Source organism: Pseudomonas sp. LBUM1651 (genome assembly GCF_059716135.1).
The window spans coordinates 2,058,001-2,082,259 of sequence record NZ_CP166805.1 but is presented as its reverse complement, the minus strand read 5'-3'; the positions used below and the strand labels follow the sequence as shown (position 1 = coordinate 2,082,259).

At 59.9% G+C, this 24,259-nt stretch carries 19 protein-coding genes; 8 read left to right on the top strand and 11 right to left on the bottom strand.

The window, feature by feature from the left end; all coding sequences use genetic code 11:
- Positions 1-23: 23 nt before the first annotated feature.
- Both lolD and ACA066_RS09530 read right to left on the bottom strand, forming a co-directional pair.
- Positions 24-707 carry a lipoprotein-releasing ABC transporter ATP-binding protein LolD gene (lolD, locus tag ACA066_RS09535; protein ID WP_167362922.1) on the bottom strand — a complete coding sequence of 228 codons (684 nt, stop codon included), beginning with the start codon at positions 705-707 and terminating at the stop codon, positions 24-26.
- A 7-nt stretch (positions 708-714) separates the two neighbouring features.
- Positions 715-1,965: a lipoprotein-releasing ABC transporter permease subunit gene (locus ACA066_RS09530; RefSeq protein WP_497698998.1), complete on the bottom strand. Its 1,251-nt coding sequence runs from the start codon at positions 1,963-1,965 to the stop codon at positions 715-717.
- Positions 1,966-2,059: 94 nt separating this feature from the next.
- Here ACA066_RS09530 and ACA066_RS09525 point away from each other — a divergent pair, with 94 nt between their 5' ends.
- Together ACA066_RS09525 and ACA066_RS09520 are read left to right on the top strand one after the other, a co-directional pair.
- Complete coding sequence (locus tag ACA066_RS09525; RefSeq protein ID WP_497698997.1) at positions 2,060-2,638, top strand: PilZ domain-containing protein; 579 nt, start codon at positions 2,060-2,062, stop codon at positions 2,636-2,638.
- Between the two features lie 14 nt (positions 2,639-2,652).
- Positions 2,653-3,375, top strand: coding sequence for a glycerophosphodiester phosphodiesterase (locus ACA066_RS09520; RefSeq protein WP_497698996.1), 723 nt, complete (start codon positions 2,653-2,655; stop codon positions 3,373-3,375).
- Positions 3,376-3,417: 42 nt separating this feature from the next.
- Here the strand turns inward: ACA066_RS09520 and sthA are convergent, their stop codons facing one another.
- Together sthA and ACA066_RS09510 are read right to left on the bottom strand one after the other, a co-directional pair.
- On the bottom strand, positions 3,418-4,812 hold the full coding sequence (sthA, locus tag ACA066_RS09515; protein WP_057400216.1) for a Si-specific NAD(P)(+) transhydrogenase: 1,395 nt from the start codon (positions 4,810-4,812) through the stop codon (positions 3,418-3,420).
- A gap of 207 nt (positions 4,813-5,019) precedes the next feature.
- The gene (locus ACA066_RS09510) at positions 5,020-6,069 is read right to left on the bottom strand and encodes an FAD:protein FMN transferase (protein WP_497699839.1); all 1,050 of its coding nucleotides are present in this window, start codon (positions 6,067-6,069) and stop codon (positions 5,020-5,022) included.
- A gap of 205 nt (positions 6,070-6,274) precedes the next feature.
- On the opposite strand from ACA066_RS09510, the gene ACA066_RS09505 reads away from it, so the two are divergent.
- A complete protein-coding gene (locus ACA066_RS09505) occupies positions 6,275-7,573 on the top strand; it encodes an MFS transporter (RefSeq protein WP_497698995.1) in 1,299 nt (432 codons plus the stop codon).
- A 172-nt stretch (positions 7,574-7,745) separates the two neighbouring features.
- Here ACA066_RS09505 and ACA066_RS09500 read toward each other — a convergent pair whose 3' ends face one another.
- Positions 7,746-9,209 (bottom strand): glyceraldehyde-3-phosphate dehydrogenase, encoded by a 1,464-nt coding sequence (locus ACA066_RS09500; RefSeq protein WP_497698994.1) that lies wholly within the window; start codon positions 9,207-9,209, stop codon positions 7,746-7,748.
- A 363-nt stretch (positions 9,210-9,572) separates the two neighbouring features.
- On the opposite strand from ACA066_RS09500, the gene mfd reads away from it, so the two are divergent.
- Genes mfd through ACA066_RS09485 form a run of 3 tightly spaced genes read left to right on the top strand, consistent with a single transcriptional unit; the run spans position 9,573 to position 16,304 of the window.
- On the top strand, positions 9,573-13,022 hold the full coding sequence (gene mfd, locus ACA066_RS09495; protein WP_497698993.1) for a transcription-repair coupling factor: 3,450 nt from the start codon (positions 9,573-9,575) through the stop codon (positions 13,020-13,022).
- Positions 13,023-13,032: 10 nt separating this feature from the next.
- The gene (locus ACA066_RS09490) at positions 13,033-13,599 is read left to right on the top strand and encodes a CsiV family protein (protein ID WP_497698992.1); all 567 of its coding nucleotides are present in this window, start codon (positions 13,033-13,035) and stop codon (positions 13,597-13,599) included.
- 11 nt (positions 13,600-13,610) lie between these two features.
- Positions 13,611-16,304 carry an SNF2-related protein gene (locus tag ACA066_RS09485; RefSeq protein ID WP_497698991.1) on the top strand — a complete coding sequence of 898 codons (2,694 nt, stop codon included), beginning with the start codon at positions 13,611-13,613 and terminating at the stop codon, positions 16,302-16,304.
- 141 nt (positions 16,305-16,445) lie between these two features.
- On the opposite strand, the gene ACA066_RS09480 is transcribed toward ACA066_RS09485, so the two are convergent.
- The 3 genes from ACA066_RS09480 to ACA066_RS09470 form a co-directional block, all read right to left on the bottom strand.
- Positions 16,446-17,183, bottom strand: a complete 738-nt coding sequence (locus tag ACA066_RS09480) for an S-methyl-5'-thioinosine phosphorylase (RefSeq protein ID WP_497698990.1) — start codon at positions 17,181-17,183, stop codon at positions 16,446-16,448.
- Positions 17,184-17,195: 12 nt separating this feature from the next.
- Positions 17,196-18,194, bottom strand: a complete 999-nt coding sequence (gene nagZ / locus ACA066_RS09475; RefSeq protein ID WP_497699838.1) for a beta-N-acetylhexosaminidase — start codon at positions 18,192-18,194, stop codon at positions 17,196-17,198.
- 170 nt (positions 18,195-18,364) lie between these two features.
- Entirely contained in the window at positions 18,365-19,072 is a 708-nt protein-coding gene (locus ACA066_RS09470; protein WP_150631610.1) for a TetR/AcrR family transcriptional regulator, read from the bottom strand.
- A 229-nt stretch (positions 19,073-19,301) separates the two neighbouring features.
- Here ACA066_RS09470 and lexA point away from each other — a divergent pair, with 229 nt between their 5' ends.
- Together lexA and sulA are read left to right on the top strand one after the other, a co-directional pair.
- Positions 19,302-19,910 (top strand): transcriptional repressor LexA, encoded by a 609-nt coding sequence (gene lexA / locus ACA066_RS09465; protein WP_007944149.1) that lies wholly within the window; start codon positions 19,302-19,304, stop codon positions 19,908-19,910.
- A 10-nt stretch (positions 19,911-19,920) separates the two neighbouring features.
- The gene (gene sulA / locus ACA066_RS09460; RefSeq protein ID WP_017337562.1) at positions 19,921-20,394 is read left to right on the top strand and encodes an SOS-induced cell division inhibitor SulA; all 474 of its coding nucleotides are present in this window, start codon (positions 19,921-19,923) and stop codon (positions 20,392-20,394) included.
- 86 nt (positions 20,395-20,480) lie between these two features.
- Here sulA and ACA066_RS09455 read toward each other — a convergent pair whose 3' ends face one another.
- The 3 genes from ACA066_RS09455 to topA all read right to left on the bottom strand — a co-directional run bounded on the left by ACA066_RS09455 (position 20,481) and on the right by topA (position 24,179).
- Complete coding sequence (locus ACA066_RS09455; protein WP_214381987.1) at positions 20,481-20,714, bottom strand: hypothetical protein; 234 nt, start codon at positions 20,712-20,714, stop codon at positions 20,481-20,483.
- Positions 20,715-20,871: 157 nt separating this feature from the next.
- Complete coding sequence (locus ACA066_RS09450) at positions 20,872-21,396, bottom strand: DUF6586 family protein (RefSeq protein ID WP_497698989.1); 525 nt, start codon at positions 21,394-21,396, stop codon at positions 20,872-20,874.
- A 155-nt stretch (positions 21,397-21,551) separates the two neighbouring features.
- A complete protein-coding gene (topA, locus tag ACA066_RS09445) occupies positions 21,552-24,179 on the bottom strand; it encodes a type I DNA topoisomerase (RefSeq protein WP_497698988.1) in 2,628 nt (875 codons plus the stop codon).
- Positions 24,180-24,259: the final 80 nt, after the last annotated feature.

Here is a 24,259-nt window from a genome sequence, read left to right as displayed (position 1 = left end):
TTCAGACACCGGGTTTCGGCCAATCAGATAGGCGTCAGGCAACCTTCCTGCAAATGCAGGACGCGATCCATCTGGCGAGCCAGGTTCATGTCGTGGGTCACCACCAGGAACGCTGTGCGCATCGAGGTGCTGAGTTCCAGCATCAAATCCTGAATGCCCTGAGCGGTGTGGGAGTCGAGGTTGCCGGTTGGCTCGTCGAGCATCACCAGACCTGGCTTGTTCACCAGGGCGCGGGCGATGGCCACACGCTGACGTTCACCACCGGACAATTCCGCCGGTTTGTGCTCGAGGCGATGGCCCAGCCCAACCCGCTCCAACAACGCCGTCGCACGCTGGCGCGCTTCCGGGATTGCGGTCTTGCCGATCAGCAGCGGCATGCAGACGTTTTCCAGCGCGGTGAATTCCGGCAGCAAATGGTGGAACTGGTAAACGAAACCCAGCGACCGATTGCGCAACAGACCGCGATTTTTCTCGCTGAGTGCCGACAGCTCTTCACCATCAAGCCAGACGCTGCCCTTGGTCGGCGTATCGAGACCGCCCAACAGGTTGAGCAAAGTACTTTTACCCGACCCCGAGGTGCCGACAATCGCCACGCGCTCGCCCGGATGCAGCTCCAGTTGCAGACCGGCCAGAACTTCTACCGACTCCGGACCTTCCTCGTAGGATTTGCCCAGGTTGCGGCAGCTCAAGATTGCTTTATCACTCATGCCCGACTCACTCATAACGTAGCGCCTCCGCAGGCTGGGTGCGCGCGGCACGCCAGGCTGGATACAGGGTGGCGAGGAAACTCAGGACCAACGCGGCGGCGCAGACCATCAACACATCCTGGCTCTGCACTTGCGACGGCAGGTAATCGATGAAGTACACGTCGGCGTTGAGGAACTTGTGCCCGATCAGGCCTTCGAGGGCCGAGATCGCGGCACTGACGTTCAGCGCGGCGAAGATCCCGACCACAGCGCCGATCATCGTGCCGACCACGCCAATGACGGTGCCCTGCACCATGAAGATCGCCATGATCGAACGCGGCGTGGCGCCGAGGGTACGCAAAATCGCAATGTCGCCCTTCTTGTCGTTCACCACCATCACCAGCGTGGAAATGATGTTGAACGCGGCCACGGCAACGATCAGCAACAACAGCAGACCAATCATGGCTTTTTCCATGCGGATCGCCTGATACAGATTGCCGTGGGTGCGGGTCCAGTCGCGGGCGTAGAAATGGTCTTCGCCGAGCTGCTGGGCGATGTTCCATGCAGTGCGTGGGGCCTGGAACAGATCGTCGAACTTCAGGCGGATGCCCTGCACCTGATCCGGCTTCCAGCGGTGCAGCTTCGCCAGGTCCTGCAGGTTGGTGACGCCCAGGTAGCCGTCAATCTCGCCTGCGCCGACATGGAAGATGCCGACCACGGTAAAACGCTTCATGCGCGGGAACATGCCGGCCGGGGTCACGGTGACTTCCGGCGCGACGAAGGTCAGCTTGTCGCCGATGGCCGCGCCGAGCTTGGCGGCCGCCTTGTCGCCGATGACGATGCCGAAACTGCCGGGCGCGAGGTCATCGAGTTTGCCCTGCAGCATGAACTTGTCAATGATCGACACCTGGCGTTCCAGCGCCGGGTCGATGGCATTGAGCAGCACTTTGGAGACCTTGCCGTTGTTGGTCAGCAAACCCTGCATCTGAGTGAACGGCGCCACGGCCGTCACCTGCGGGTTCTGCTTCACCTTGGCGGCGAGGTCTTGCCAGTCGCTGATCGGCTCGCCGGACTCGATGGTCGCGTGGGGCACCATGCCCAGCACGCGGGTGCGCATCTCATGATCGAAGCCGTTCATGACCGACAGCACCACGATCATCACGATCACGCCGAGGGCAAGACCGATCATCGAAGTCAGGGAAATGAACGACACAAAATGATTGCGACGCTTTGCACGGGTATAACGCGTGCCAATAAATACGAAGAGAGGTCTGAACATGTCGGGGCTTGTTCGGAGGGAAAAGGAACGTCCTTGTGGCGGGGGTCGATAACCAGCTTTACACTCAGACCACCGCCGCTACCATGGGTTCGCCATGTCGACATTAGATGAAGAAGATCGCCGCGAATACTACCGTATCGAGGACACGATCGCACTGGAAATTCGGCCCCTGTCCGCTCCCGAAGCCGCAGGCCAGGAAGTGTTGCAGGATGCTTCCCCACTCTTCAACCTGCTCAGCGAACTGCACCTGAGCGAATTCGAATCGCAACACCTGTTGCGCCAGATCAGTGAGCGCGACCGCAACCTCGCGGCGTTCCTGAAGTCCCAGAACAAACGCATCGATCTGCTCAGCCAGGTGATTGCAGTCACCGTGCTCGGGCAGATCGGCGAGCCGCAGCCCGTGATCATCTCCGAGGGTGGCATCGAGTTCCAGCACCCGACACCGGTTGCCACGGGCACGCACCTGTCGGTGAAAATGGTGCTGATGCCGCAAGCCCTCGGCCTGTTGCTGCGGGCGCGCGTTACCCATTGCGATCGAAAGGGCGACGGCTATGACGTCGGCACCGAGTTCGAACGTCCGACCGATGCCCAGCGCCAACTGCTGGCCCGCTACATTTTTCAGAAGCAGGCCCAGGAACGACGTCTGGCCCGCGAAAACGAATCAGGCATTTAAATTAAGGAAGAACCGTGACCCTCATCTACGGCCATCGCGGCGCCAAGGGCGAAGCACCGGAAAACACCCTGACCAGCTTTCAGGAATGCCTCAAGCACGGCGTGCGCCGCTGCGAACTGGACCTGCATCTGTCCATGGACAACGAGTTGATGGTCATTCATGACCCGACCCTCAAGCGCACCACCGACCGTCGCGGCAAGGTGGTCGAGCACTCGGCGGCAGAGCTGGTGACCTACGACGCACGCAAGGGTGGCCCGAGCTGGATCAAGCCGTGCCCGATTCCGACGCTGGAAGAATTGTTCGAGAAATGCGACTTCGAGCACTGGCAGCTGGAAGTCAAAAGCGCTTCACGCACCCGCGCCGCAACCACGGTGCTGGCGATTCGCGAAATGGCTCAGCGTTTCGGCATGCTCGACAAAGTCACCATCACCTCGAGTTCGCGAGAAGTGTTGAAAGCGGCTTTGGACCTGGTGCCGGACGTGTCCCGCGGACTGGTGGCCGAATACGCCTGGCTCGACCCGCTGAAGGTCGCGCAAAGCTATGGCTGTGAGATTCTGGCGCTGAACTGGACCCTGTGTACGCCGGAACGCCTGCAGAAGGCGCAGCGTCAGGGGTTGCATGTGTCGGTATGGACAGTCAACGAGCCCGCGCTGATGCGCAGACTCGCCGACTTCGGCGTTGACAGCCTGATTACAGACTTTCCCGGTTTGGCCACTGCCACGCTCGAGAATTGCTGAAATCGGTCTCCCCGGCCGGCTCAGGCCACCGGCCGGAGCCGCTCAAAAAAGCCGGTTGAGGCCATCGTACGCCGCGACCCGATAGGCTTCGGCCATGGTCGGGTAGTTGAACGTGGTGTTGACGAAGTACTTCAGCGTGTTCAATTCGCCCGGCTGGTTCATGATCGCCTGACCGATGTGCACGATCTCCGACGCCTGATAACCGAAGCAGTGAACACCCAGCACTTCAAGCGTCTCGCGGTGGAACAGAATCTTCAGCATGCCCTGAGGCTCGCCGGCAATCTGCGCACGCGCCATGCTTTTGAAGAACGCCTTGCCCACTTCGTACGGCACCTTGGCCTGCGTCAGCTCCTGCTCGTTCTTGCCGATCGAGCTGATTTCCGGAATGGTGTAGATGCCGGTCGGCACGTCATTCACGAAGCGCCAGCTGTTGTTATCAACGATGCTGCCAGCCGCTGAGCGTCCCTGGTCGTGCGCGGCACTGGCCAGGCTCGGCCAGCCGATCACGTCACCGGCGCCGTAAATGTTCGGTACGCAGGTGCGGTAGGCTTCGTCGACTTCGATCTGGCCACGGCTGTTGACCTTGACGCCGATGTTTTCCAGACCCAGTTGATCGGTGTTGCCGGTCCGGCCGTTGCACCAGAGCAAGGCGTCGGCTTTGATCTTCTTGCCGGACTTGAGGTGCAGGATCACGCCGTTGTCCACGCCTTCGACGCGGTCGTAGTCTTCGTTGTGGCGAACCGTGATGTTGTTGTTGCTGAAGTGGTAGCTCAGCGCCTGGGAAATTTCCGAGTCGAGGAAGCTCAGCAACTGACCACGGTTGTCCACCAGTTCAACCAGCACGCCCAGACCGCTGAAGATCGACGCGTATTCGCAACCGATTACGCCAGCGCCGTAAACGATGAGTTTGCGCGGGGTGTGGCCGAGGCTGAGGATGGTGTCGCTATCGTAGATACGCGGGTGATGGAAATCGATGTCCGCCGGGCGATAAGGACGCGAGCCGGTGGCGATGATGATGTGCTTGGCCACCAGTTTTTCGACCACGCCGTTGGCGCAGACCACTTCGATGGTTTGCTCGTCGGCGAAGCTGCCGGTGCCGAAGAACACGTCGACGCGGTTACGAGCGTAATAGCCGGTGCGCGAGGCGACTTGTTTGGAGATGACTTTTTCGGCGCTTTTCAGCACGTCCGGGAACGAGAACCAGCGTGGCTCACCAATGGCCCGGAACATCGGGTTGGTGTTGAACTGCATGATCTGCCGGACCGAGTGACGCAGTGCCTTGGACGGGATGGTGCCCAGGTGGGTGCAGTTGCCGCCGACCTGGCGACGGCTATCAACCATCGCCACCTTGCGCCCTGCTTTGGCGGCGTTCATTGCCGCGCCTTCTCCCGCCGGGCCGGAACCCAGCACCACCACGTCGTAGTTGTAGACAGCCATGCGTACTCCTCAGAACAGGCCGCGGCGCCCTCGGCACCTGCGGCTAAATCACGCCGATCTGCGGCGTGAAGGAACAATTTGGGGCCAGTGCAGAACCCGGACACAGTCTATAGAAGCGTCAACGCCGCGCACATTAACCCTTGGTCGCGTCGTAGGCTACTTTTGCCTGCACTACAACGCCAGTCTTCAATGCGCAAATCGCCGTAATCATTCGGTTTTTCCGCCACTGAGGCGTTCAAAAGCCTGATTGGTTCGTGTGACGAAACCTGTATCGGCACGAATCACAAAGAATGCACCGATGTTGTGAGTTTCGGCATAGTCCCAACCCCGTTCAGGACCGAGAATCAGCAACAGCGTCGATAAGCCATCGGCCATCAACACAGAAGGATGAATCACCGTGACTGACGCCAGGGCGTGTAGGACCGGCGCACCGGTGCGGGCATCGAAGGTGTGGGAATAACGCCGACCGTCCTGTTCGAAATAGTTGCGGTAATCCCCGGAAGTGGACACGCCGTAGCCGTCCACATTGATGATGCGCTGAGCCACTTGCTGATCGTCGCGGGGTTCCTCCAACGCAATCTTCCAGGGTGAACCGTCGAGTTTCTTGCCCGCCGCCTTGAGTTCGCCGGTGGCTTCGGCGAGGTAACTGTCGATGCCCAAAGCCTCGAGCCTCCCGGCGATCCGATCGACAGCATAGCCAGCGGCGAGACTGTTGAAGTCGACTTCCACCGGCGCATCTTTACACAACCGATCGCCGTCGATGCGTAAGTGACCATATCCAACGCGCTGTCGCGTCAGGGCCAAGGCGTCGGCGGTCGGCACTTTTTCTTCCCGGGACTGGGGCCCGAATCCCCACAGGTTGAGCAGCGGCTCTACCGTCAAGTCGAAGGAGCCGTCGCTTTGGGATGACAACTGCTCGCCCACACGGATCAATTCGAGCACAGGGCCAGGCATGACCTGACAGCGACCGGCCGGCAGTGCGTTGAAGCGTACGGTGTCCGAGTCGCTGCGATAGGTCGAGAATTGTCGATCCACTTCGGCGAGGATATTTTCTACTTCGGCCTGCACCGCTTTCGGCCCGGGCGTGGAGGAATGTCTTACGTATTGAATGGAATAACGACTGCCCATGGTTGGGCCGTCGAAGCGTTCCAGGCTTTCGCCATTGCCACAACCGGACAAAATGCCGGCCAGCACCACAAGTCCACTCCACCGTCCAGTTAACAAATCTTCATCTCCCCTCAAAACCGCGCCCGCCATTATGGGCCTCAGAGCGCATGGGAGCGAGGTCTGCCAGTGCCCGTCAGCAAGACGCAAAACCTGTGGGAGCGAGACCGGCTTGCCGGCGATAGCGGTGTGCCAGCCAACATCAATGCTGATTGACCCCACGCCATCGCCGGCAAGCCGGTCTCGCTCCCACAGGTCCAGCGTTTCAAGCAAGATTTACCAGCGTGAGTACTTACACATGTCTTCCAATACGAGCAAAGGCAAAGCGATTTTTCGCGTTGTCAGCGGCAATTTTCTCGAGATGTTCGACTTCATGGTCTACGGCTTTTACGCCACGGCCATCGCCAAAACCTTCTTCCCTACCGACAGCGCTTTCGCATCCCTGATGTTATCGCTGGCCACGTTTGGCGCCGGCTTCCTCATGCGTCCATTGGGTGCGATTTTCCTCGGCGCCTACATCGACCGTCATGGTCGCCGCAAAGGGTTGATCATCACCCTCGCGATGATGGCCGCGGGCACGGTGTTGATTGCCTGCGTACCGGGTTACGCCACATTGGGCGTGGCCGCGCCGCTGCTCGTACTGTTCGGTCGCCTGTTGCAAGGTTTCTCGGCGGGCGTGGAGTTGGGCGGTGTATCGGTGTATCTCGCCGAGATTTCCAAACCGGGCCGCAAAGGCTTCTTCGTCAGTTGGCAGTCCGCCAGTCAGCAAGCGGCGGTGGTTTTCGCCGGCCTGTTGGGGGTCGTCTTGAACCACTGGCTCAGCCCGGAAGAAATGGGTGACTGGGGCTGGCGCGTGCCGTTCCTGATCGGATGCATGATCGTGCCGGTGATCTTCGTGATTCGTCGTTCGCTGGAGGAAACCCCTGAGTTCCAGGCGCGTAAACATCGCCCTACCCTGCGGGAAATCGTCCGCTCGATCGGTCAGAACTTTGGCATTGTCATCGCCGGCATGGCGCTGGTGGTGATGACGACCGTGTCGTTTTACCTGATCACCGCCTACACCCCGACCTTCGGCAAAGCCGAACTGCATTTGTCGGATCTGGATGCGCTGCTGGTAACGGTCTGCATTGGCCTGTCGAACTTTTTCTGGCTGCCGGTGATGGGCGCAGTGTCCGACAAGATCGGGCGTAAACCCCTACTGCTGGCAGCGACTATTTTGGCGATCCTCACAGCCTACCCGGCCCTGTCGTGGCTGGTGGCGAACCCGAGTTTCAGCCATTTGCTGATTGTCGAATTGTGGCTGTCGTTCCTGTATGGCTCGTACAACGGTGCCATGGTCGTGGCGCTGACCGAGATCATGCCGGTGGAAGTTCGTACGACTGGTTTCTCTTTGGCCTACAGCCTGGCGACGGCGACCTTTGGCGGGTTTACGCCCGCTGCCTGTACCTACCTGATTCATGTGCTGGATAACAAGGCTGCACCGGGAATCTGGCTCAGTGGCGCGGCGGTGCTGGGGTTGATTGCGACGCTGGTGTTGTTCAAAGGCAATCGGCATGAATTGCGGACTGCGCAAGCCGCTGTGGTCGGCGGCGCCTGACAGATCGCTTTCGCTAGCAGGCTAGCTCCCACACTGGATCTGTAGCGTTCACAAGTCCCCTGTGAGAGCTAGCCTGCTAGCGATGAGGCCGGTGCTGGCAACAAAGATCCAACAGACACACAAACAAAAACGCCCCGACCAAAGTCGGGGCGTTTTCATTTCCAGCTAAGGCTTAGCGCGGGAACGCTGGCGGGTTTACACCGGCCATGTCTTCCATCACGCGAACCACCTGGCAGCTGTAACCGAATTCGTTGTCGTACCAAACGTACAGAACAACGCGGTTGTCTTGGGTGATGGTTGCTTCAGCATCCACAACGCCTGCGTGGCGCGAGCCAACGAAGTCGGTGGAAACCACTTCCTGCGAATTGACGAAGTCGATTTGCTTGTGCAGATCGGAGTGCAGCGCCATGTAGCGCAGGTACTCGTTCATCTCTTCACGGGTGGCGGCTTTCTCAAGGTTCAGGTTGAGAATGGCCATCGACACGTTTGGCGTCGGAACACGGATGGCGTTGCCAGTCAGCTTGCCGGCCAGCTCAGGCAGGGCCTTGGCAGCAGCGGTGGCGGCACCGGTCTCGGTGATGACCATGTTCAGCGCGGCGCTACGGCCACGGCGATCGCCTTTGTGGAAGTTGTCGATCAGGTTCTGGTCGTTGGTGTACGAGTGAACCGTTTCAACGTGACCATTGACGATGCCGAACTTGTCATTCACAGCTTTCAGCACCGGCACAATGGCGTTGGTGGTGCAGGAAGCGGCCGAAACGATCTTGTCGTCAGCGGTGATTTCGCCATGGTTGATGCCGTGAACGATGTTCTTCAGCTTGCCCTTGCCAGGCGCGGTCAGAACAACGCGGTCAATACCCGGGCACGCCAGGTGCTGACCCAGGCCCTCGGCGTCACGCCATACACCGGTGTTGTCCACCAGCAGTGCGTCTTTGATGCCGTACTGGGTGTAATCCACCTCGGCCGGGTTCTTCGCGTAGATCACCTGGATCAGGTTACCGTTGGCGGTGATGGTGTTGTTTTCTTCGTCGATGACGATGGTGCCGTTGAACGGACCGTGTACCGAATCGCGACGCAACAGGCTTGCGCGCTTGGTCAGGTCGTTCTCGGCGCCTTTGCGCACCACGATGGCACGCAGACGCAGACCGTCGCCGCCACCGGTTTTTTCGATCAGGATGCGCGCCAGCAGACGGCCGATGCGACCGAAGCCGTACAGCACAACGTCGGTGCCTTTGCGAGCGGAAGCGTTTTGCTGGCCAACCACGTCAGCCAATTCTTCACGGACGAACTGCTCGGCTGTGCGGCCATTGCCTTCGACGCGGAATTTGTACGCCAACTTGCCCAGGTCTACCGAAGCCGCGCCGAGCTTGAGCTCGCTCATGGCTTTAAGCAGAGGGAATGTTTCGTGGACGGAGAGTTCGCTATCGTCGGAAGAACGATGGCGAGCAAAGCGGTGAGCTTTGAGAATCGCGATGACAGACTGGTTGATCAGGCTGCGGCCATAGATCGAGCTCACCACGTTGTTATTGCGGTAGAGCTGACCGATAAGCGGAATCATCGCTTCTGCGAGTGCTTCACGGTCGATCCATTCACCAAGACACTGGTCGGGCTTCTGAGTCACGGGAACCTTCCACATGTAGGGGCAGAAAAAAGGGGCTACATTATGCCGCCGAGTGCTCCCCGTAGCAATGCGCGCCTGTCGTGCGATCCGTAACAAATTCCCGTTCAAAAAAATCACGCGTTGCCGGAGCCCTGTAAAACCGGGGCTTTCAGCGCAGTCAATTTTTTGGAGACACCGCTGTCTTATCCGTAACTCTCCGTAACACTCGGTCGTTTTGCCACTACATAATCGGCAATTTTCAGTAAAAAACCGCTGTTTTTTGTCTTTACCACTACATTTCGCCAAACCTGCGTAATAGACACAGTCAGCAACTGACAGGCGGCACCCGGGGCCGCTACAATTACCGACTTTGTCGCAACGCTTGGAGCTCAACCTTCCGTGCCCGTTCTGCGTCTACCGCTTCTCCCTGCCGCGGCAGGTAAACAGCACTGGGGCAACCTGCCCGGTGCCGCCCTGAGCCTGGCCATCGCCGAGGCTGCCAGCGCTGCCAAGCGCTTTACCCTGCTGCTGACCGCCGACAGCCAAAGTGCCGAACGGCTGGAACAGGAGCTGAGCTTCTTCGCCCCGGATTTGCCGGTGCTGCATTTCCCGGACTGGGAAACCCTGCCCTACGATCTGTTCTCGCCGCACCAGGACATCATTTCCCAGCGCATCGCCGCCCTTTACAGGCTGCCGGAGCTGAGCCATGGCGTGCTGGTGGTGCCGATCACCACGGCTCTGCATCGCCTGGCGCCGACCAAATTCCTGCTCGGCAGCAGCCTTGTTCTGGACGTCGGCCAGAAGCTCGATGTCGAGCAGATGCGCACCCGACTCGAGGCCAGCGGCTATCGCTACGTCGACACCGTGTACGAGCACGGCGAATTCACTGTCCGCGGCTCGCTAATTGATCTGTTCCCGATGGGCAGCAAACTGCCCTTCCGGATCGACCTGTTCGACGACGAAATCGAAACGCTGCGTACGTTCGATCCGGAAAACCAGCGCTCCATCGACAAGGTGGACACCGTTCGCCTGTTGCCGGCTCGCGAGTTTCCGCTGCAAAAAGACGCGGTCACCCGTTTCAAGGCGCGCTTCCGTGAGCGCTTCGATGTCGACTTCCGTCGCTGCCCGATCTTCCAGGATCTGAGCAGCGGGATTACACCGGCGGGTATCGAGTACTACCTGCCGCTGTTCTTCGACGAAACCTCGACGCTGTTCGATTACCTGCCCCAGGACACGCAAGTGTTCTCACTGCCGGGCATCGAGCAGGCGGCGGAAAATTTCTGGAACGATGTGCGCAACCGTTATGAAGAGCGCCGCGTCGATCCCTCTCGTCCTTTATTACCGCCGGCCGAGTTGTTCCTGCCGGTGGACGATTGCTTTTCACGCCTGAAGAGCTGGCCGCGTGTGGTGGCCAGTCAACAGGACGTTGAAACCGGTGTCGGCCGCGAGCGCTTCCCGGCGCGGGAGCTGCCGAACCTGGCCATCGAGGCCAAGGCGACGCAGCCACTGGCGGCGCTGGCGGGTTTCCTCGACGAGTTCCCCGGTCGCGTGCTGTTCACCGCCGAATCCGCGGGCCGTCGCGAAGTGCTGCTGGAACTGCTGGAACGCCTGAAGCTGCGACCGAAAACCGTCGACAGCTGGCCGGACTTTGTCGCGAGCAAGGAGCGCCTGGCAATTACCATTGCGCCGCTCGACGAAGGCCTGGTGCTTGACGATCCGGCCTTGGCGCTGGTGGCTGAAAGCCCGTTGTTCGGTCAGCGCGTCATGCAGCGCCGTCGCCGCGAAAAACGCGCCGACGCCAACAACGACGCCGTCATCAAAAACCTTACCGAGCTGCGCGAAGGCGCGCCGGTGGTACACATCGATCACGGCGTCGGCCGCTACCTCGGATTAGCGACGCTGGAAATCGACGATCAGGCTGCTGAGTTCCTGACCCTGCAATACGCCGAAGGCGCCAAACTTTACGTGCCGGTCGCCAACCTGCATTTGATCGCCCGCTACACCGGCAGTGACGATGCCTTGGCTCCGTTGCACCGTCTTGGCTCGGAAACCTGGCAGAAAGCCAAACGCAAAGCCGCCGAACAGGTGCGCGACGTGGCGGCCGAATTGCTCGACATATATGCCCGCCGCGCCGCTCGCGAAGGTTATGCCTTCGAAGATCCGAAAGCCGACTACGCAACCTTCAGCGCCGGTTTCCCGTTCGAAGAAACCCCGGACCAGCAAACCACCATCGAAGCCGTGCGCGCCGACATGCTCGCGCCGAAACCGATGGACCGCCTGGTCTGCGGCGATGTCGGTTTCGGCAAGACCGAAGTGGCGATGCGCGCGGCATTTATCGCGGTGCACGGCGGTCGCCAGGTGGCGATCCTGGTGCCGACCACCCTGCTCGCCCAGCAGCACTACAACAGTTTCCGCGACCGCTTCGCCGACTGGCCGGTGAGCGTGGAAGTGATGAGCCGCTTCAAGTCGACCAAGGAAGTGAACGCCGCCGTGGCGGACCTCGCCGAAGGCAAGATCGACATCGTCATCGGCACGCACAAACTGCTGCAAGACGACGTGAAGATCAAAAACCTCGGGCTGGTGATCATCGACGAAGAGCACCGTTTCGGTGTCCGTCAGAAAGAACAGCTCAAGGCGCTGCGCAGTGAAGTCGACATCCTCACACTGACCGCCACGCCGATTCCGCGCACGCTGAATATGGCGGTGTCGGGCATGCGCGACCTGTCGATCATCGCCACGCCGCCGGCCCGCCGCCTGTCGGTGCGGACCTTCGTCATGGAGCAGAACAAGAGCACGGTCAAAGAGGCCCTGCTACGTGAATTGCTACGTGGCGGTCAGGTTTACTACCTGCATAACGACGTGAAGACCATCGAGAAATGCGCCGCCGACCTCGCCGAACTGGTGCCGGAAGCGCGGATTGGCATCGGCCACGGGCAGATGCGCGAACGCGAACTCGAACAGGTGATGAGCGACTTCTACCACAAGCGCTTCAACGTGCTGATCGCCTCGACCATCATCGAGACCGGCATCGACGTGCCGAGCGCCAACACCATCATCATCGAGCGTGCCGACAAATTCGGCCTGGCGCAGCTGCACCAATTGCGCGGCCGCGTCGGTCGAAGTCACCACCAGGCTTACGCGTACCTGCTGACACCGCCGCGCCAGCAAATCACCCCGGATGCAGAAAAGCGCCTGGAAGCAATCGCCAATACCCAGGACCTCGGCGCGGGCTTCGTGCTCGCCACCAACGACCTGGAAATCCGTGGCGCCGGCGAACTGCTCGGCGACGGGCAGAGCGGGCAGATCCAGGCCGTCGGTTTCACCTTGTATATGGAGATGCTCGAACGCGCGGTGAAGTCGATCCGCAAGGGTGAACAGCCGAATCTCGATCAGCCGCTGGGCGGTGGTCCGGAAGTCAATTTGCGTGTACCGGCGTTGATTCCCGAAGACTACTTGCCGGACGTGCATGCCCGGCTGATTCTGTACAAACGCATTGCCTCGGCCACCGATGAGGAAGGCCTCAAGGACCTGCAAGTGGAGATGATCGATCGTTTCGGCCTGCTGCCGGAGCCGACCAAGAACCTGATGCGCATCACGGCGTTGAAGTTGCAGGCCGAAGTGTTGGGCATCAAGAAAGTCGACGGCGGCCCGCAAGGCGGTCGAATCGAGTTCGCGGCGCAGACACCGGTCGATCCGCTGACACTGATCAAACTGATTCAGGGCCAGCCTAAACGCTACAAATTCGAAGGCGCCACGATGTTTAAATTCATGGTCCCGATGGAGCGCCCGGAAGAGCGCTTTAATACTGTAGAGGCACTGCTTGAATGCCTCATTCCGAAAACTGCTTGAAGGACGCCGCATGCGCCTGTTTCGCTCACTGACTTTGCTGATGACCCTGGCCGCCCCCACGGCGTTTGCCGATGACCTGTATCAGATTGAAATGATTCTGGTCCGGCAGAACGCTGTGCCTGCCATTGTCAGCAAAGCCGCGCCGGAAGACTGGGCTGCCGGTGCCCAACCCATCAGCCAGGACAGCCTGCGCACGCCAAGCCTGAATGGCGAAGTGGAAAAACTCACCGCCAGCAACGAATACACGGTGTTGTTACACAAGGCCTGGCAACAGAACCTCGGCGAAGAAGCCACCAAAATTGCAATCAGCGATGGCAAGGAACAGTACGGTCAGTTCCCGATCGAGGGCACGCTGGACCTGAAACTGGGACGCTTCACCGATGTTGACGCCGACTTCTGGGTCAACCAGATCGACGCCAACGGCATGGTCACCGCCAGCGAACGCCTCAAACAGGAAAGCCACACCAAGAACGGCCAGCTGAACTTCCTCGACAACGGCCACCTCGGCCTGCTGATCAAGATCACCTCGCTCACCGCCCCTGCGCCTCGGCCAGTCCCCGATGAAATTCCGGACTGATTGAAGTCCATATGCCCGCGACTCTTAGCAAACCGCTGGCCCCCTCGTGGGTCAGCCGATTCAAGGAACAAAGCCTGGAGCGCGGGCGTCGCTACGCCCTGGAAAACCGGGTCCGGATTGTCGAGGTCGGCGACGCGACCATTTCCGCAGCGTGCGAAGGGTCTGGCGGTAACGTTTACCGTCAGACCATTCGCCTGCGCGAGTCGGCTAAATCCACGTTGCTAATGATCGATGCCACCTGTACGTGCCCGGTGCGCAGCAACTGCAAACACTGCGCGGCGGTACTGCTGAAAGTCCAGGAAACCCTCGCCTACCCCGCCGCAGCGCAAGACGCCGAACTACTGGAAAAACTTCAGGCGGTACTGGAAAACCGCAGCCCGAAGGCGCCTCCGCAAGTGCTGGTGGACAACGTGCAACCGGTACCGCGCCTGTGGCTGGCGAGCATCGAGTTCAGCGCCTTCGAGCCGCGCAATGGCAAAATGCAGCGTTACATTCAGCATCGCGCGGCGCTCTCTTTCAGTTACCTGGATGAATACGTTTCCGGGCAGAAGAACGTCGACGTTCTGATTCGCCAGGAAACTCAGACGCTGCGGATAAAACGCCACCCGGAAGTCGAACAGGCCTACAGGGAACAGCTGCGAATCCTCGGTTTCAAGGTCGCCACCCGTCAAAGTAAAGCCCTGCCGGAAAGTGCCGGTGAACTCTACGAGATGGTCAACGACAGCGCCTGGCTGACCTTCACCCTCAATGAGCTACCGAAGCTGCGTACTCAGGGCTGGGAGTTGCAGATCGACGAGGATTTCGGTTTCGACCTGACCGCCGTGGACGACTGGTACGCCACCGTCGAACAGGCGCCGGAGCGTGACTGGTTCGATCTTGAGCTGGGAATCATCGTCAACGGCGAGCGACTGAGCTTGCTACCCATCCTGCTGAACCTGATGCGCTCCCACACCGAAATCCTCAACCCGGAACGCCTCGCCCGACGTCGCGACGACGAGTTGATTCTGGTGAACATCCCCAATCGCCCGAACTCCGAGTATGGGCCGCTGCAAGTCGCCCTGCCCTTTGGCCGCTTGAAACCGGTACTGGCGACCCTCGGCGAGTTCTACCTGCAGGAACCCGGTGAGACCACGCTGCGCCTGAGCAAGGCCGATGCCATTCGGTTGAACCCGCTGGAAGACATGCCGCTGCTCTGGGAAGGTGGCGAGCAGATCCGCACCTTTGCCCAGCGCCTGCGGGACATCAAGGATTACACCGCGACTGCACCGGAAGGCTTGAACGCAACTTTGCGCCCGTATCAGCTGGAAGGCTTGAGCTGGATGCAATCGCTGCGGCAACTGGAAGTCGGCGGCATTCTCGCGGACGACATGGGATTGGGTAAAACCCTACAGACCCTGGCGCATGTTCTCAGCGAGAAAAATGCCGGACGCCTGGACCGGCCGTGCATGGTGGTGATGCCCACCAGCCTGATTCCGAATTGGCTCGACGAAGCGGCGCACTTCACACCACAGCTCAAAGTGCTGGCGCTGTACGGCGCCAGTCGCAAAAAACATTTCGACACGCTGGTCGATTACGACCTGATCCTGACCACCTATGCGCTGCTACCCAAAGACGTCGAACGCCTGGCCGCGCAGCCGTTGCACGTCCTGGTGCTGGACGAAGCGCAGTACATAAAAAACCCCAACAGCAAGGCCGCCCAGGCTGCGCGCGAACTGAATGCGCGCCAGCGTCTGTGCCTGAGCGGCACGCCGCTGGAAAACCACCTGGGCGAACTGTGGTCGCTGTTTCACTTCCTGCTGCCCGGCTGGCTCGGCGATGTGAAGAGCTTCAACCGCGATTACCGCGTGCCGATTGAAAAGCGCGCCAGCGAGGTACGACTTCAGCACTTGAATGGTCGGATCAAACCGTTTCTGTTGCGCAGAACCAAAGAGCAGGTGGCGACGGAGTTGCCGCCGAAGACTGAGATCATCCATTGGGTCGAGCTCAACGAAGCTCAACGCGATGTGTACGAAACCATGCGCCTGGCCATGGACAAGAAGGTGCGCGACGAAATCACCCGCAAGGGCGTGGCGCGCAGCCAGATCATCATTCTTGAGGCACTGCTGAAGCTGCGTCAGGTGTGCTGCGATTTGCGCCTGGTCAACGACGCTGCGCTGCCGGCTCGCGGAAGTACCTCGGGCAAGCTCGATAGTCTCATGGAAATGCTGGAGGAGTTGTTCGAGGAAGGTCGACGGATTCTGCTGTTTTCCCAGTTCACTTCGATGCTCGCGCTGATCGAGGTCGAGCTGAAGAAACGCGGCGTTGAATATGCGTTGTTGACTGGACAGACCCGTGACCGACGTTCTCCGGTGAAAGAATTCCAGAGCGGAAAGCGTCAGATCTTTCTGATTAGTTTGAAGGCCGGTGGTGTGGGCCTGAACCTGACCGAGGCGGACACGGTGATTCACTACGACCCGTGGTGGAACCCGGCGACGGAAAACCAGGCGACTGACCGTGCGTACCGCATTGGCCAGGAGAAACCGGTGTTCGTCTACAAGATGATTGCCCGAGGCACGGTGGAAGAGAAGATTCAGCACCTGCAGAAGGAAAAATCCGATCTGGCGGCCGGCGTGCTCGATGGGCGCAAGACTGGGGACTGGAAGTTGCAGAGTGATGATATTGAGGCGTTGTTTGCGCCGTTGCCGGATAAGCTGGAGAAGCGCTGAGATCCTTGGCAGTTGGTCGATCGCCTTCGCGAGCAGGCTCGCTCCCACATTACTTGTGTTGCTCCATGCTGATGGGCAGACACAGATCCAATGTGGGAGCGAGCCTGCTCGCGAAAGGGTCAACTCGGTGTAGAGCCTGTCTCAGCCCTTCAACACCCGCGCCAACGTCGACTTCACCTTCCCCATCCCGTCATGCAACGCCTGCTCGATCTCAGCCATGGTGATCACCGCCGTCGACTTGCCCGCCGCCGGGTTCACCACCAGCGCCAGACAGGCGTAATCCAGTTCCAGCTCACGCGCCAATGCTGCTTCCGGCATGCCGGTCATGCCGACGATGTCGCAGCCGTCACGCTCCAGGCGCGCAATCTCCGCCACGGTTTCCAGGCGCGGCCCCTGCGTGCAGGCATACACGCCATGACTGCTGTAGCCAACGCCTTCAGCCGCCAACGCCGCGATCAATTGCTGGCGCAGCGCTTCGCTGTAGGGATAGCTGAAGTCGATGTGGGTGACCTGCTCCAGGTCATCGGCAAAATAGGTGTGTTCGCGGCCGCTGGTGTAGTCGATCAGTTGGTGCGGCACGCAGAAATGTCCGGTGCCCATGGCGGCATGAATCCCGCCTACCGCATTGACCGCCAGGATCGCCTCGGCACCGGCCTGCTTCAATGCCCAGATGTTGGCGCGGTAGTTCACCTGATGCGGCGGAAAACGGTGTGGGTGCCCGTGACGTGCGAGGAACAACACTTCCTTGCCGGCGTATTCACCGATCTGCACTTCGGCCGAAGGTGCGCCAAAAGGGGTGTCCACCGCCAACGACTGGCGAATGCTCAGGCCTTCGAGTTGAGTCAGGCCGGTGCCACCAATAATCGCGTAAACCGTCATAACGTGAAGTCCTTATTCAATCAGTTGAGCATCTTTAAGCGCGCCAATGGCTGTCAGCCAGCGCGGATTCTGGCGGTATTCGGTGCTGGCGTACGACTGACCGCGCATCCGCGCAATGCGCTCGGACGGCTTGACCTTCAGACGCTGGGCGGCGCTCAAGGCGAGTTCCGCAGCGGCGCGGTCGTTGCACACCAGGCCCATGTCACAACCGGCAGATAACGCGGCTTCGATTCGGCTGGCGGCATCACCGACCACATGGGCGCCGGCCATCGACAGGTCGTCGCTGAAGATCACGCCATCGAATTGCAATTCGCCGCGCAGGATGTCCTGCAACCAGCGACGGGAAAAGCCAGCTGGTTGGGAATCGACTTGCGGGTAAATGACGTGGGCCGGCATGACGGCGGCCAATTGTTTGCTCAACCGGGCGAACGGCACCAGATCGTTGGCGCGGATCTCGTCGAGGCTGCGTTCGTCATTCGGGATCGCGACGTGGGAATCCGCCTCGGCCCAGCCGTGGCCGGGGAAGTGCTTGCCGGTGGCAGCCATTCCCGCGCTGTTCATCCCACGGATAAATGCACCCGCCAGCAGCGCCGCGCGCTCTGGATCACCTTCGAACGAACGGGTGCCGACCACGGCGCTGCGCTGGTAATCCAGATCCAGCACCGGGGCAAAGCTCAGGTCGAGGCCGACGGCCAACACTTCGGTGGCCATGATCCAGCCGCACTGTTCGGCCAGGTATTCGGCGTTCGGATTGTCGGCAATGGCGCGCATGGCCGGCAGTCGAACGAAGCCCTGACGCAAGCGCTGAACCCGACCACCCTCCTGATCCACTGCCAGCAGCAGATCGGGGCGAATGGCGCGAATCGAGGCGCTCAGTTCGCGCACCTGACGCGGGTGCTCGATGTTGCGGGCAAAAATGATCAGGCCGCCCACTTCGGGCTGGCGCAACAATTGGCGATCCTCGGCCGTCAGCCAGGTACCGGCGACGTCCACCATCAACGAGCCTTGCAGGCCAGCAGTCATAGAGATTCCTTGATAACGATAAACCCGGCTCGCACGCATTCGCCGCCCAGGGCTGTGCCCGGCAGATCGGCGATAAAAATGGAGAGTGGGTTCAGAACGAGAGTCGGCATGGGCGGCTAGCTTAGCGGATGTCAGCTGCCGCGCCCACCCGTGTGCGGTTAAACCTTGGCGGCAACCTGTGTCGATTTGCTGCGCGGACGCAACTGCGCGGAGGCCATGGCTGTGTCGGTCACGCCGGTTTCGGCACGCATGCCGGCCGCCAGGAACGGCACCATCAGGCGCATCACTTGCTCGATGGAGGTGTTGACACCGAAATCGGTTTCGGCAATCGCGCGCAAAGCCTTGATACCGGACATGCTGAACGCAGCAGCACCCAGCATGAAGTGCACACGCCAGAACAGCTCGATCGGCGGAATGCGCGGCGCGGCTTCGTTGACCAACATCATGTAGCGGCGGAATACTTTGCCGTACATGTCTTCGAGATACCGACGCAAGTGACCCTGGCTCTGGCTGAATGCCAGTCCCAGCAATCGCATGAAGATGGAGAGATCGTTGCCGCTGCGTGGCTGCACCACGAGGGCTTGCTCGACGAGGATTTCCAGCAGCTCTTCAAGTGTCGGCTTGTTCTCGGGCTTGGCCTGGCGCCGCTCCAGCTCTTTATCGAGACTCAGGCAGAACGGTCCGAGAAAGCGCGAGAATACGGCTTGAATCAGTGCCTTCTTCGAGCCGAAGTGATAGTTCACAGCCGCCAGGTTGACCCCGGCCTTGCTGGTGATCAAACGTAGTGAGGTTTCAGCAAAACCTTTTTCCGCGAACAACTGCTCCGCAGCATCGAGAATGCGTTCAACGGTTTCCGACTGGGCCATGGCTACTCCGCCTGACAAACACTTGTTTGAAACATACGTTTCAACCCTGGCCTTGTCAAGCCTGCCGGTTCGTTTCGGGAATGGGCAGTCAGCTATTTAACCATACATCTGCGCGGTGTTAATCAGCACGCTGATTGACCGTCCGGCGGCCGGCAAAAAAAGGGGCATTGCCAAGATGCTTTCACTGTATATAATCCCAGTCACTGTATAAAAAGACAGAGCGATCAATATGCTAAAGCTGACGCCACGCCAAGCCGAGATTCTGGCCTTCATCAAACGCTGCCTGGAAGACAACGGCTACCCGCCGACCCGCGCGGAAATCGCTCAGGAACTGGGTTTCAAGTCGCCCAATGCGGCAGAAGAACACCTCAAGGCACTGGCCCGTAAAGGCGCCATCGAGATGACGCCAGGCGCCTCCCGCGGCATCCGCATCCCCGGCTTCGAAGCCAAGGCAGACGAGTCCACCCTGCCAATCATTGGCCGGGTCGCTGCCGGTGCACCGATCCTTGCCCAGCAGCACATCGAAGAGTCCTGCAACATCAATCCTGCGTTCTTCCATCCTCGTGCTGACTATTTACTGCGCGTTCATGGCATGAGCATGAAGGACGTGGGAATTTTCGATGGCGACCTGCTGGCCGTCCATACCACCCGCGAAGCCCGCAACGGCCAGATCGTGGTGGCGCGTATCGGCGACGAAGTGACAGTCAAACGCTTCAAGCGTGACGGCAGCAAAGTCTGGCTGATTGCCGAAAACCCTGAATTCGCCCCTATCGAAGTGAACCTGAAAGATCAGGAACTGGTGATCGAAGGCTTGAGTGTCGGCGTCATTCGCCGCTAAAGGAGGCTTTATGCAGTTCCCACACACATCACAGCAAGCCCAACTGCCGTTGTTCGAGGCTTTCATGGTGCAGCCGATGGCACCGATTCTGAAAGACGTGGTCGAGTCGCCCTGGAGCGCCGAACCTGAAGTTTTCAGTGAGCTGTCACTGCGTGGTGCGGCCGGGAACTGCCTGAGCCTTCTGGCACCGATCCTCAGGGAGTTGAGCGAGGATCAGGATGCGCGCTGGCTGACACTGATCGCCCCGCCCGCCAGCCTGACACAAACCTGGCTGCGAGAAGCCGGCCTGAATCGTGAACGTATTCTGCTGCTGCAACCCCGCGGCACGCAGAGCGCACAACAGCTGACCTGCGAAGCCTTGCGCCTGGGCCGCAGCCATACTGTCGTCAGCTGGCTCAATCCATTGAGCACCACGTCACGGCAACAGTTGATCAGCGCCGCCCGGACCGGGGACGCACAAAGCCTGAATATTCGACTGGGCTGAACGAAGAGTGCGCTGGGCAACGCGGGCTTCTCCAGGGATAGAGAAGCCGATCAATAGCGGTATCAGTTAAATGCGACGAACGGGGATCAATGAAGAACCCGAGCACTCTCATCGGTATTGAAATCGCCTTCAACCAAGCGACCGGCCATCTGAACACCCACGCTCAACATCGCCTTGGCGACTTCCACGTGCTGGCCTTGCAGGAACGCCTTGGCATCCTCGGAGAAATCCAAAGTAACCAGAGAACCCTCGTCCTCAGCCCTGCGCAGCTCGATTCGGCCGTCTGGTAACTCGACAATTTCTAGAAAGGACGTTGGCATAAAGGTCTGTTCTCCACGAAAGGCGGGGATTATATAGGCATCGGCCAGGCTTCGCTCGGGATCTTGACCAGATGCCACTACGAAGAGAAATTTCTGACAGCACTCTCATCCCTGGAACGAACAGTCTCTCGCAACCCTCCGTCGAACACTCAATCCTTCAGCACTCGTTCAAGCCTTCGCGAAACCGGATCGCCAGACCTTTGAGGTTCTGACGCCAACTCTCCAGTTCTTCCCGGCTCAACTCTTCGGGCGCGTCCTCTTCATCCAGGTTAACGGCCAGGATCAGCGGTTGTGTCACGTCGCCTTTGGGTTTGTGCGGTGCTCGGGGCGGCTGAAACAGTGCCGCGTGCGCTGACAGTAGCTTGGCCAGCCAGGTTTCGGGGTTCTGCGCCAGCTCGACCATCTCGGCCATTTCAGGAATGGCGATGGCCTCAAGCACTTCCCGGGTCAGCAGCATTTCCGCCCGAGGCGCACTGGCCTGCGGCAAGCGATAGAACCCAGCGATTTCATGGCACAGCCCCAGCAACGCACCGTACAAGTGAAACAACGCCGATTCGCGCCCGGCCTGAATCAGCGCCAAGGAATTCATCGCCCGCCCCTCTTCGGCCTTCGCGAGCGCCTCAAGCGACAGGCCGGCGAAATAAATCTTCTGGTTGGTACGGGTATAGAGTTCGTGGGCCATGACGGCAGCCTCCACAACGAAATAATTGCTTCACGCAGGTCATGTAGGAGCGAGCTTGCTCGCGAAGGACGTCAACAATAACGCGGGATGCCTGACACCCCGCGGCGCTCTCAGGTTCATCGCGAGCGAGCTCGCTCCTACAAGGTCTTGCGATTTTAAGCCTTCGCAGCCGGTCGCTTGTCCTCGACCTTCCACTTGCCACCATCATAGAACGCTTTCCACCCGGTAGGCTTACCGTCGACTTCGGTCTGAACGTACTGCTCTTTGGTTTTGCGGCTGTAACGGATCACCGCCGGGAGGCCGTCCGGATCTTTCTTCGGCGCTTCACAGAGGAAATGATACTTCGGATCGATCTCATCCTTGTGCGGCACGATTTCCATGACCAGCGGAGCACGGGTCTCGCGGTTTTTCGGGAACTGGCTCGCCGCCAGGAACAGACCGGAAGCACCGTCGCGCAGGATGTAGGTGTCGTTGACCTTTTCGCATTTCAGCTCAGGCATCTTCACCGGGTCCATCTTCGGCGGCGCCGCGTCACCGCTTTTCAGCAGTTTACGGGTGTTCTTGCACGTTGCGTTGGTGCAACCGAAGAACTTGCCGAAACGGCCAGTTTTGAGTTGCATCTCGCTGCCACACTTGTCGCATTCCAGGCTCGGACCTTCATAGCCCTTGATGCGATAGGTGCCCTCTTCGATTTCGTAGCCGTCGCAATCCGGGTTGTTGCCACAGATGTGCAGCTTGCGCTTCTCGTCGAGCAGGTAAGCGTCCATCGCGGTGCTGCAGATCGGGCAACGATGCTTGCCGCGCAGAACCAGCGACTCCGATTCACCCTCGTCGTCCGCCGCGATTTCATCGCCCGGCACCAGGTTGACGGTAGCCTTGCAGCGCTCTTTCGGCGGCAGGCTGTAACCCGAGCAACCGAGGAATACGCCGGTCGATGCGGTACGAATCTGCATCGGTCGGCCACAGGTCAGGCACGGAATGTCTGTCATCACCGGCTGGTTGGCACGCATGCCGTTTTCGGCGCTTTCGGCTACTTCGAGCTTTTTCTTGAAGTCGCCGTAGAACTCGTCCAGCACGTTTTTCCAGTCGCGTTCGCCCTGGGCCACGTCATCGAGGTTCTCTTCCATGCCGGCGGTGAAGCCGTAGTCCATGAGATTGGAGAAGCTCTCGGACAGACGCTCGGTGACGATGTCACCCATCTTTTCCGAATAGAAGCGACGGTTGTGCAGCGCCACGTAGCCGCGGTCCTGGATGGTCGAAATGATCGCCGCGTAGGTCGAAGGACGACCGATGCCGCGTTTTTCCATTTCTTTGACCAGGCTCGCTTCCGAGTAACGCGCCGGCGGCTTGGTGAAGTGCTGGGTCGGATCAAGCTTGATCAGCTTCATCGCGTCGCCCTGGGCCATGTCCGGCAGCACGTCATCATCGCCAGGCTTGGCGATTTGCGGCATGACGCGGGTGTAACCGTCGAACTTCAGGATGCGGCCCTTGGCGCGCAGCTCGAAATCGCCGGCACCGACGGTGACCGTGGTCGACAGGTATTGGGCCGGCAGCATCTGGCAAGCGAGGAACTGGCGCCAGATCAGCTCGTAGAGCCGCTCTGCATCACGTTCCATGCCCGACAGCTTGCTTGGCTCGGTGTTGGCGTCGGACGGACGAATCGCTTCGTGAGCCTCTTGTGCGCCTTCCTTGCTGCTGTAGACGTTCGGGTTTTCCGGCAGGTACTTCTTGCCGAACTCGCCTTCAATATAAGTACGCGCCATCGTCACGGCATCGGCCGAGAGGTTGGTGGAGTCAGTACGCATATAAGTGATGTAGCCGGCTTCGTACAAACGCTGGGCCATCATCATGGTTTTCTTCACACCGAAGCCCAGGCGGTTGCTTGCGGCCTGTTGCAGGGTGGATGTGATGAACGGCGCCGACGGTTTGCTACTGGTCGGCTTGTCTTCGCGCTTGACGATGCTGTAGCTGGAAGCCTTGAGCTTCTCCAGCGCGGCCATGGCCTGGGCTTCGTTCAACGGCTTGAACGCCTCGCCTTTCTCACGAGCCACGTCGAAGCGCACGGTGGCGCCCTTCGCGGTGCCGAGGTCGGCGTGGACTTCCCAGTACTCTTCCGGGTTGAACGCACGGATTTCACGTTCACGCTCGACCACCAGCTTCACGGCAACCGATTGCACACGACCGGCGGACAGGCCACGGGCGATCTTGGCCCACAGCAGCGGCGAAACCATGTAACCCACCACGCGGTCGAGGAAACGACGCGCCTGCTGGGCGTTGACGCGGTCGATGTCCAGCTCGCCCGGCTTGGAGAAGGCTTCCTGGATCGCCTTCTTGGTGATTTCGTTGAACACCACGCGCTTGTAGCGGCTGTCGTCACCACCGATGGCTTCGCGCAGGTGCCAGGCAATGGCTTCCCCCTCGCGATCCAAGTCGGTTGCGAGATAGATGGTGTCAGCATCCTTGGCGAGCCGGCGCAGCTCTTCGATGACCTTTTCCTTGCCCGGGAGGATCTCGTACTTGGCTTTCCAGCCATGATCGGGATCGACACCCATGCGCGAGACCAGCTGCTTGCGCGCTTTCTCTTTCGGCGTGAGCACCGGACCTTCACCCGCGGCGGCCTTGCCGCGCTTGGCGGCTGGCTCTTTGCTGGCGCTAGCCGAACCGCTGGTGGGCAGGTCTCGGATATGGCCGATACTCGACTTCACCACGTATTGGTTACCCAGATACTTGTTGATGGTCTTGGCCTTAGCCGGGGATTCCACAATGACCAGCGATTTGCCCATGGATCAGAAAATTCCTGAATTCTAGAAGTGAAAGGCGGTTGGCGCCTGACGCGGCACCGCTATATATAGTGGCTACAAGG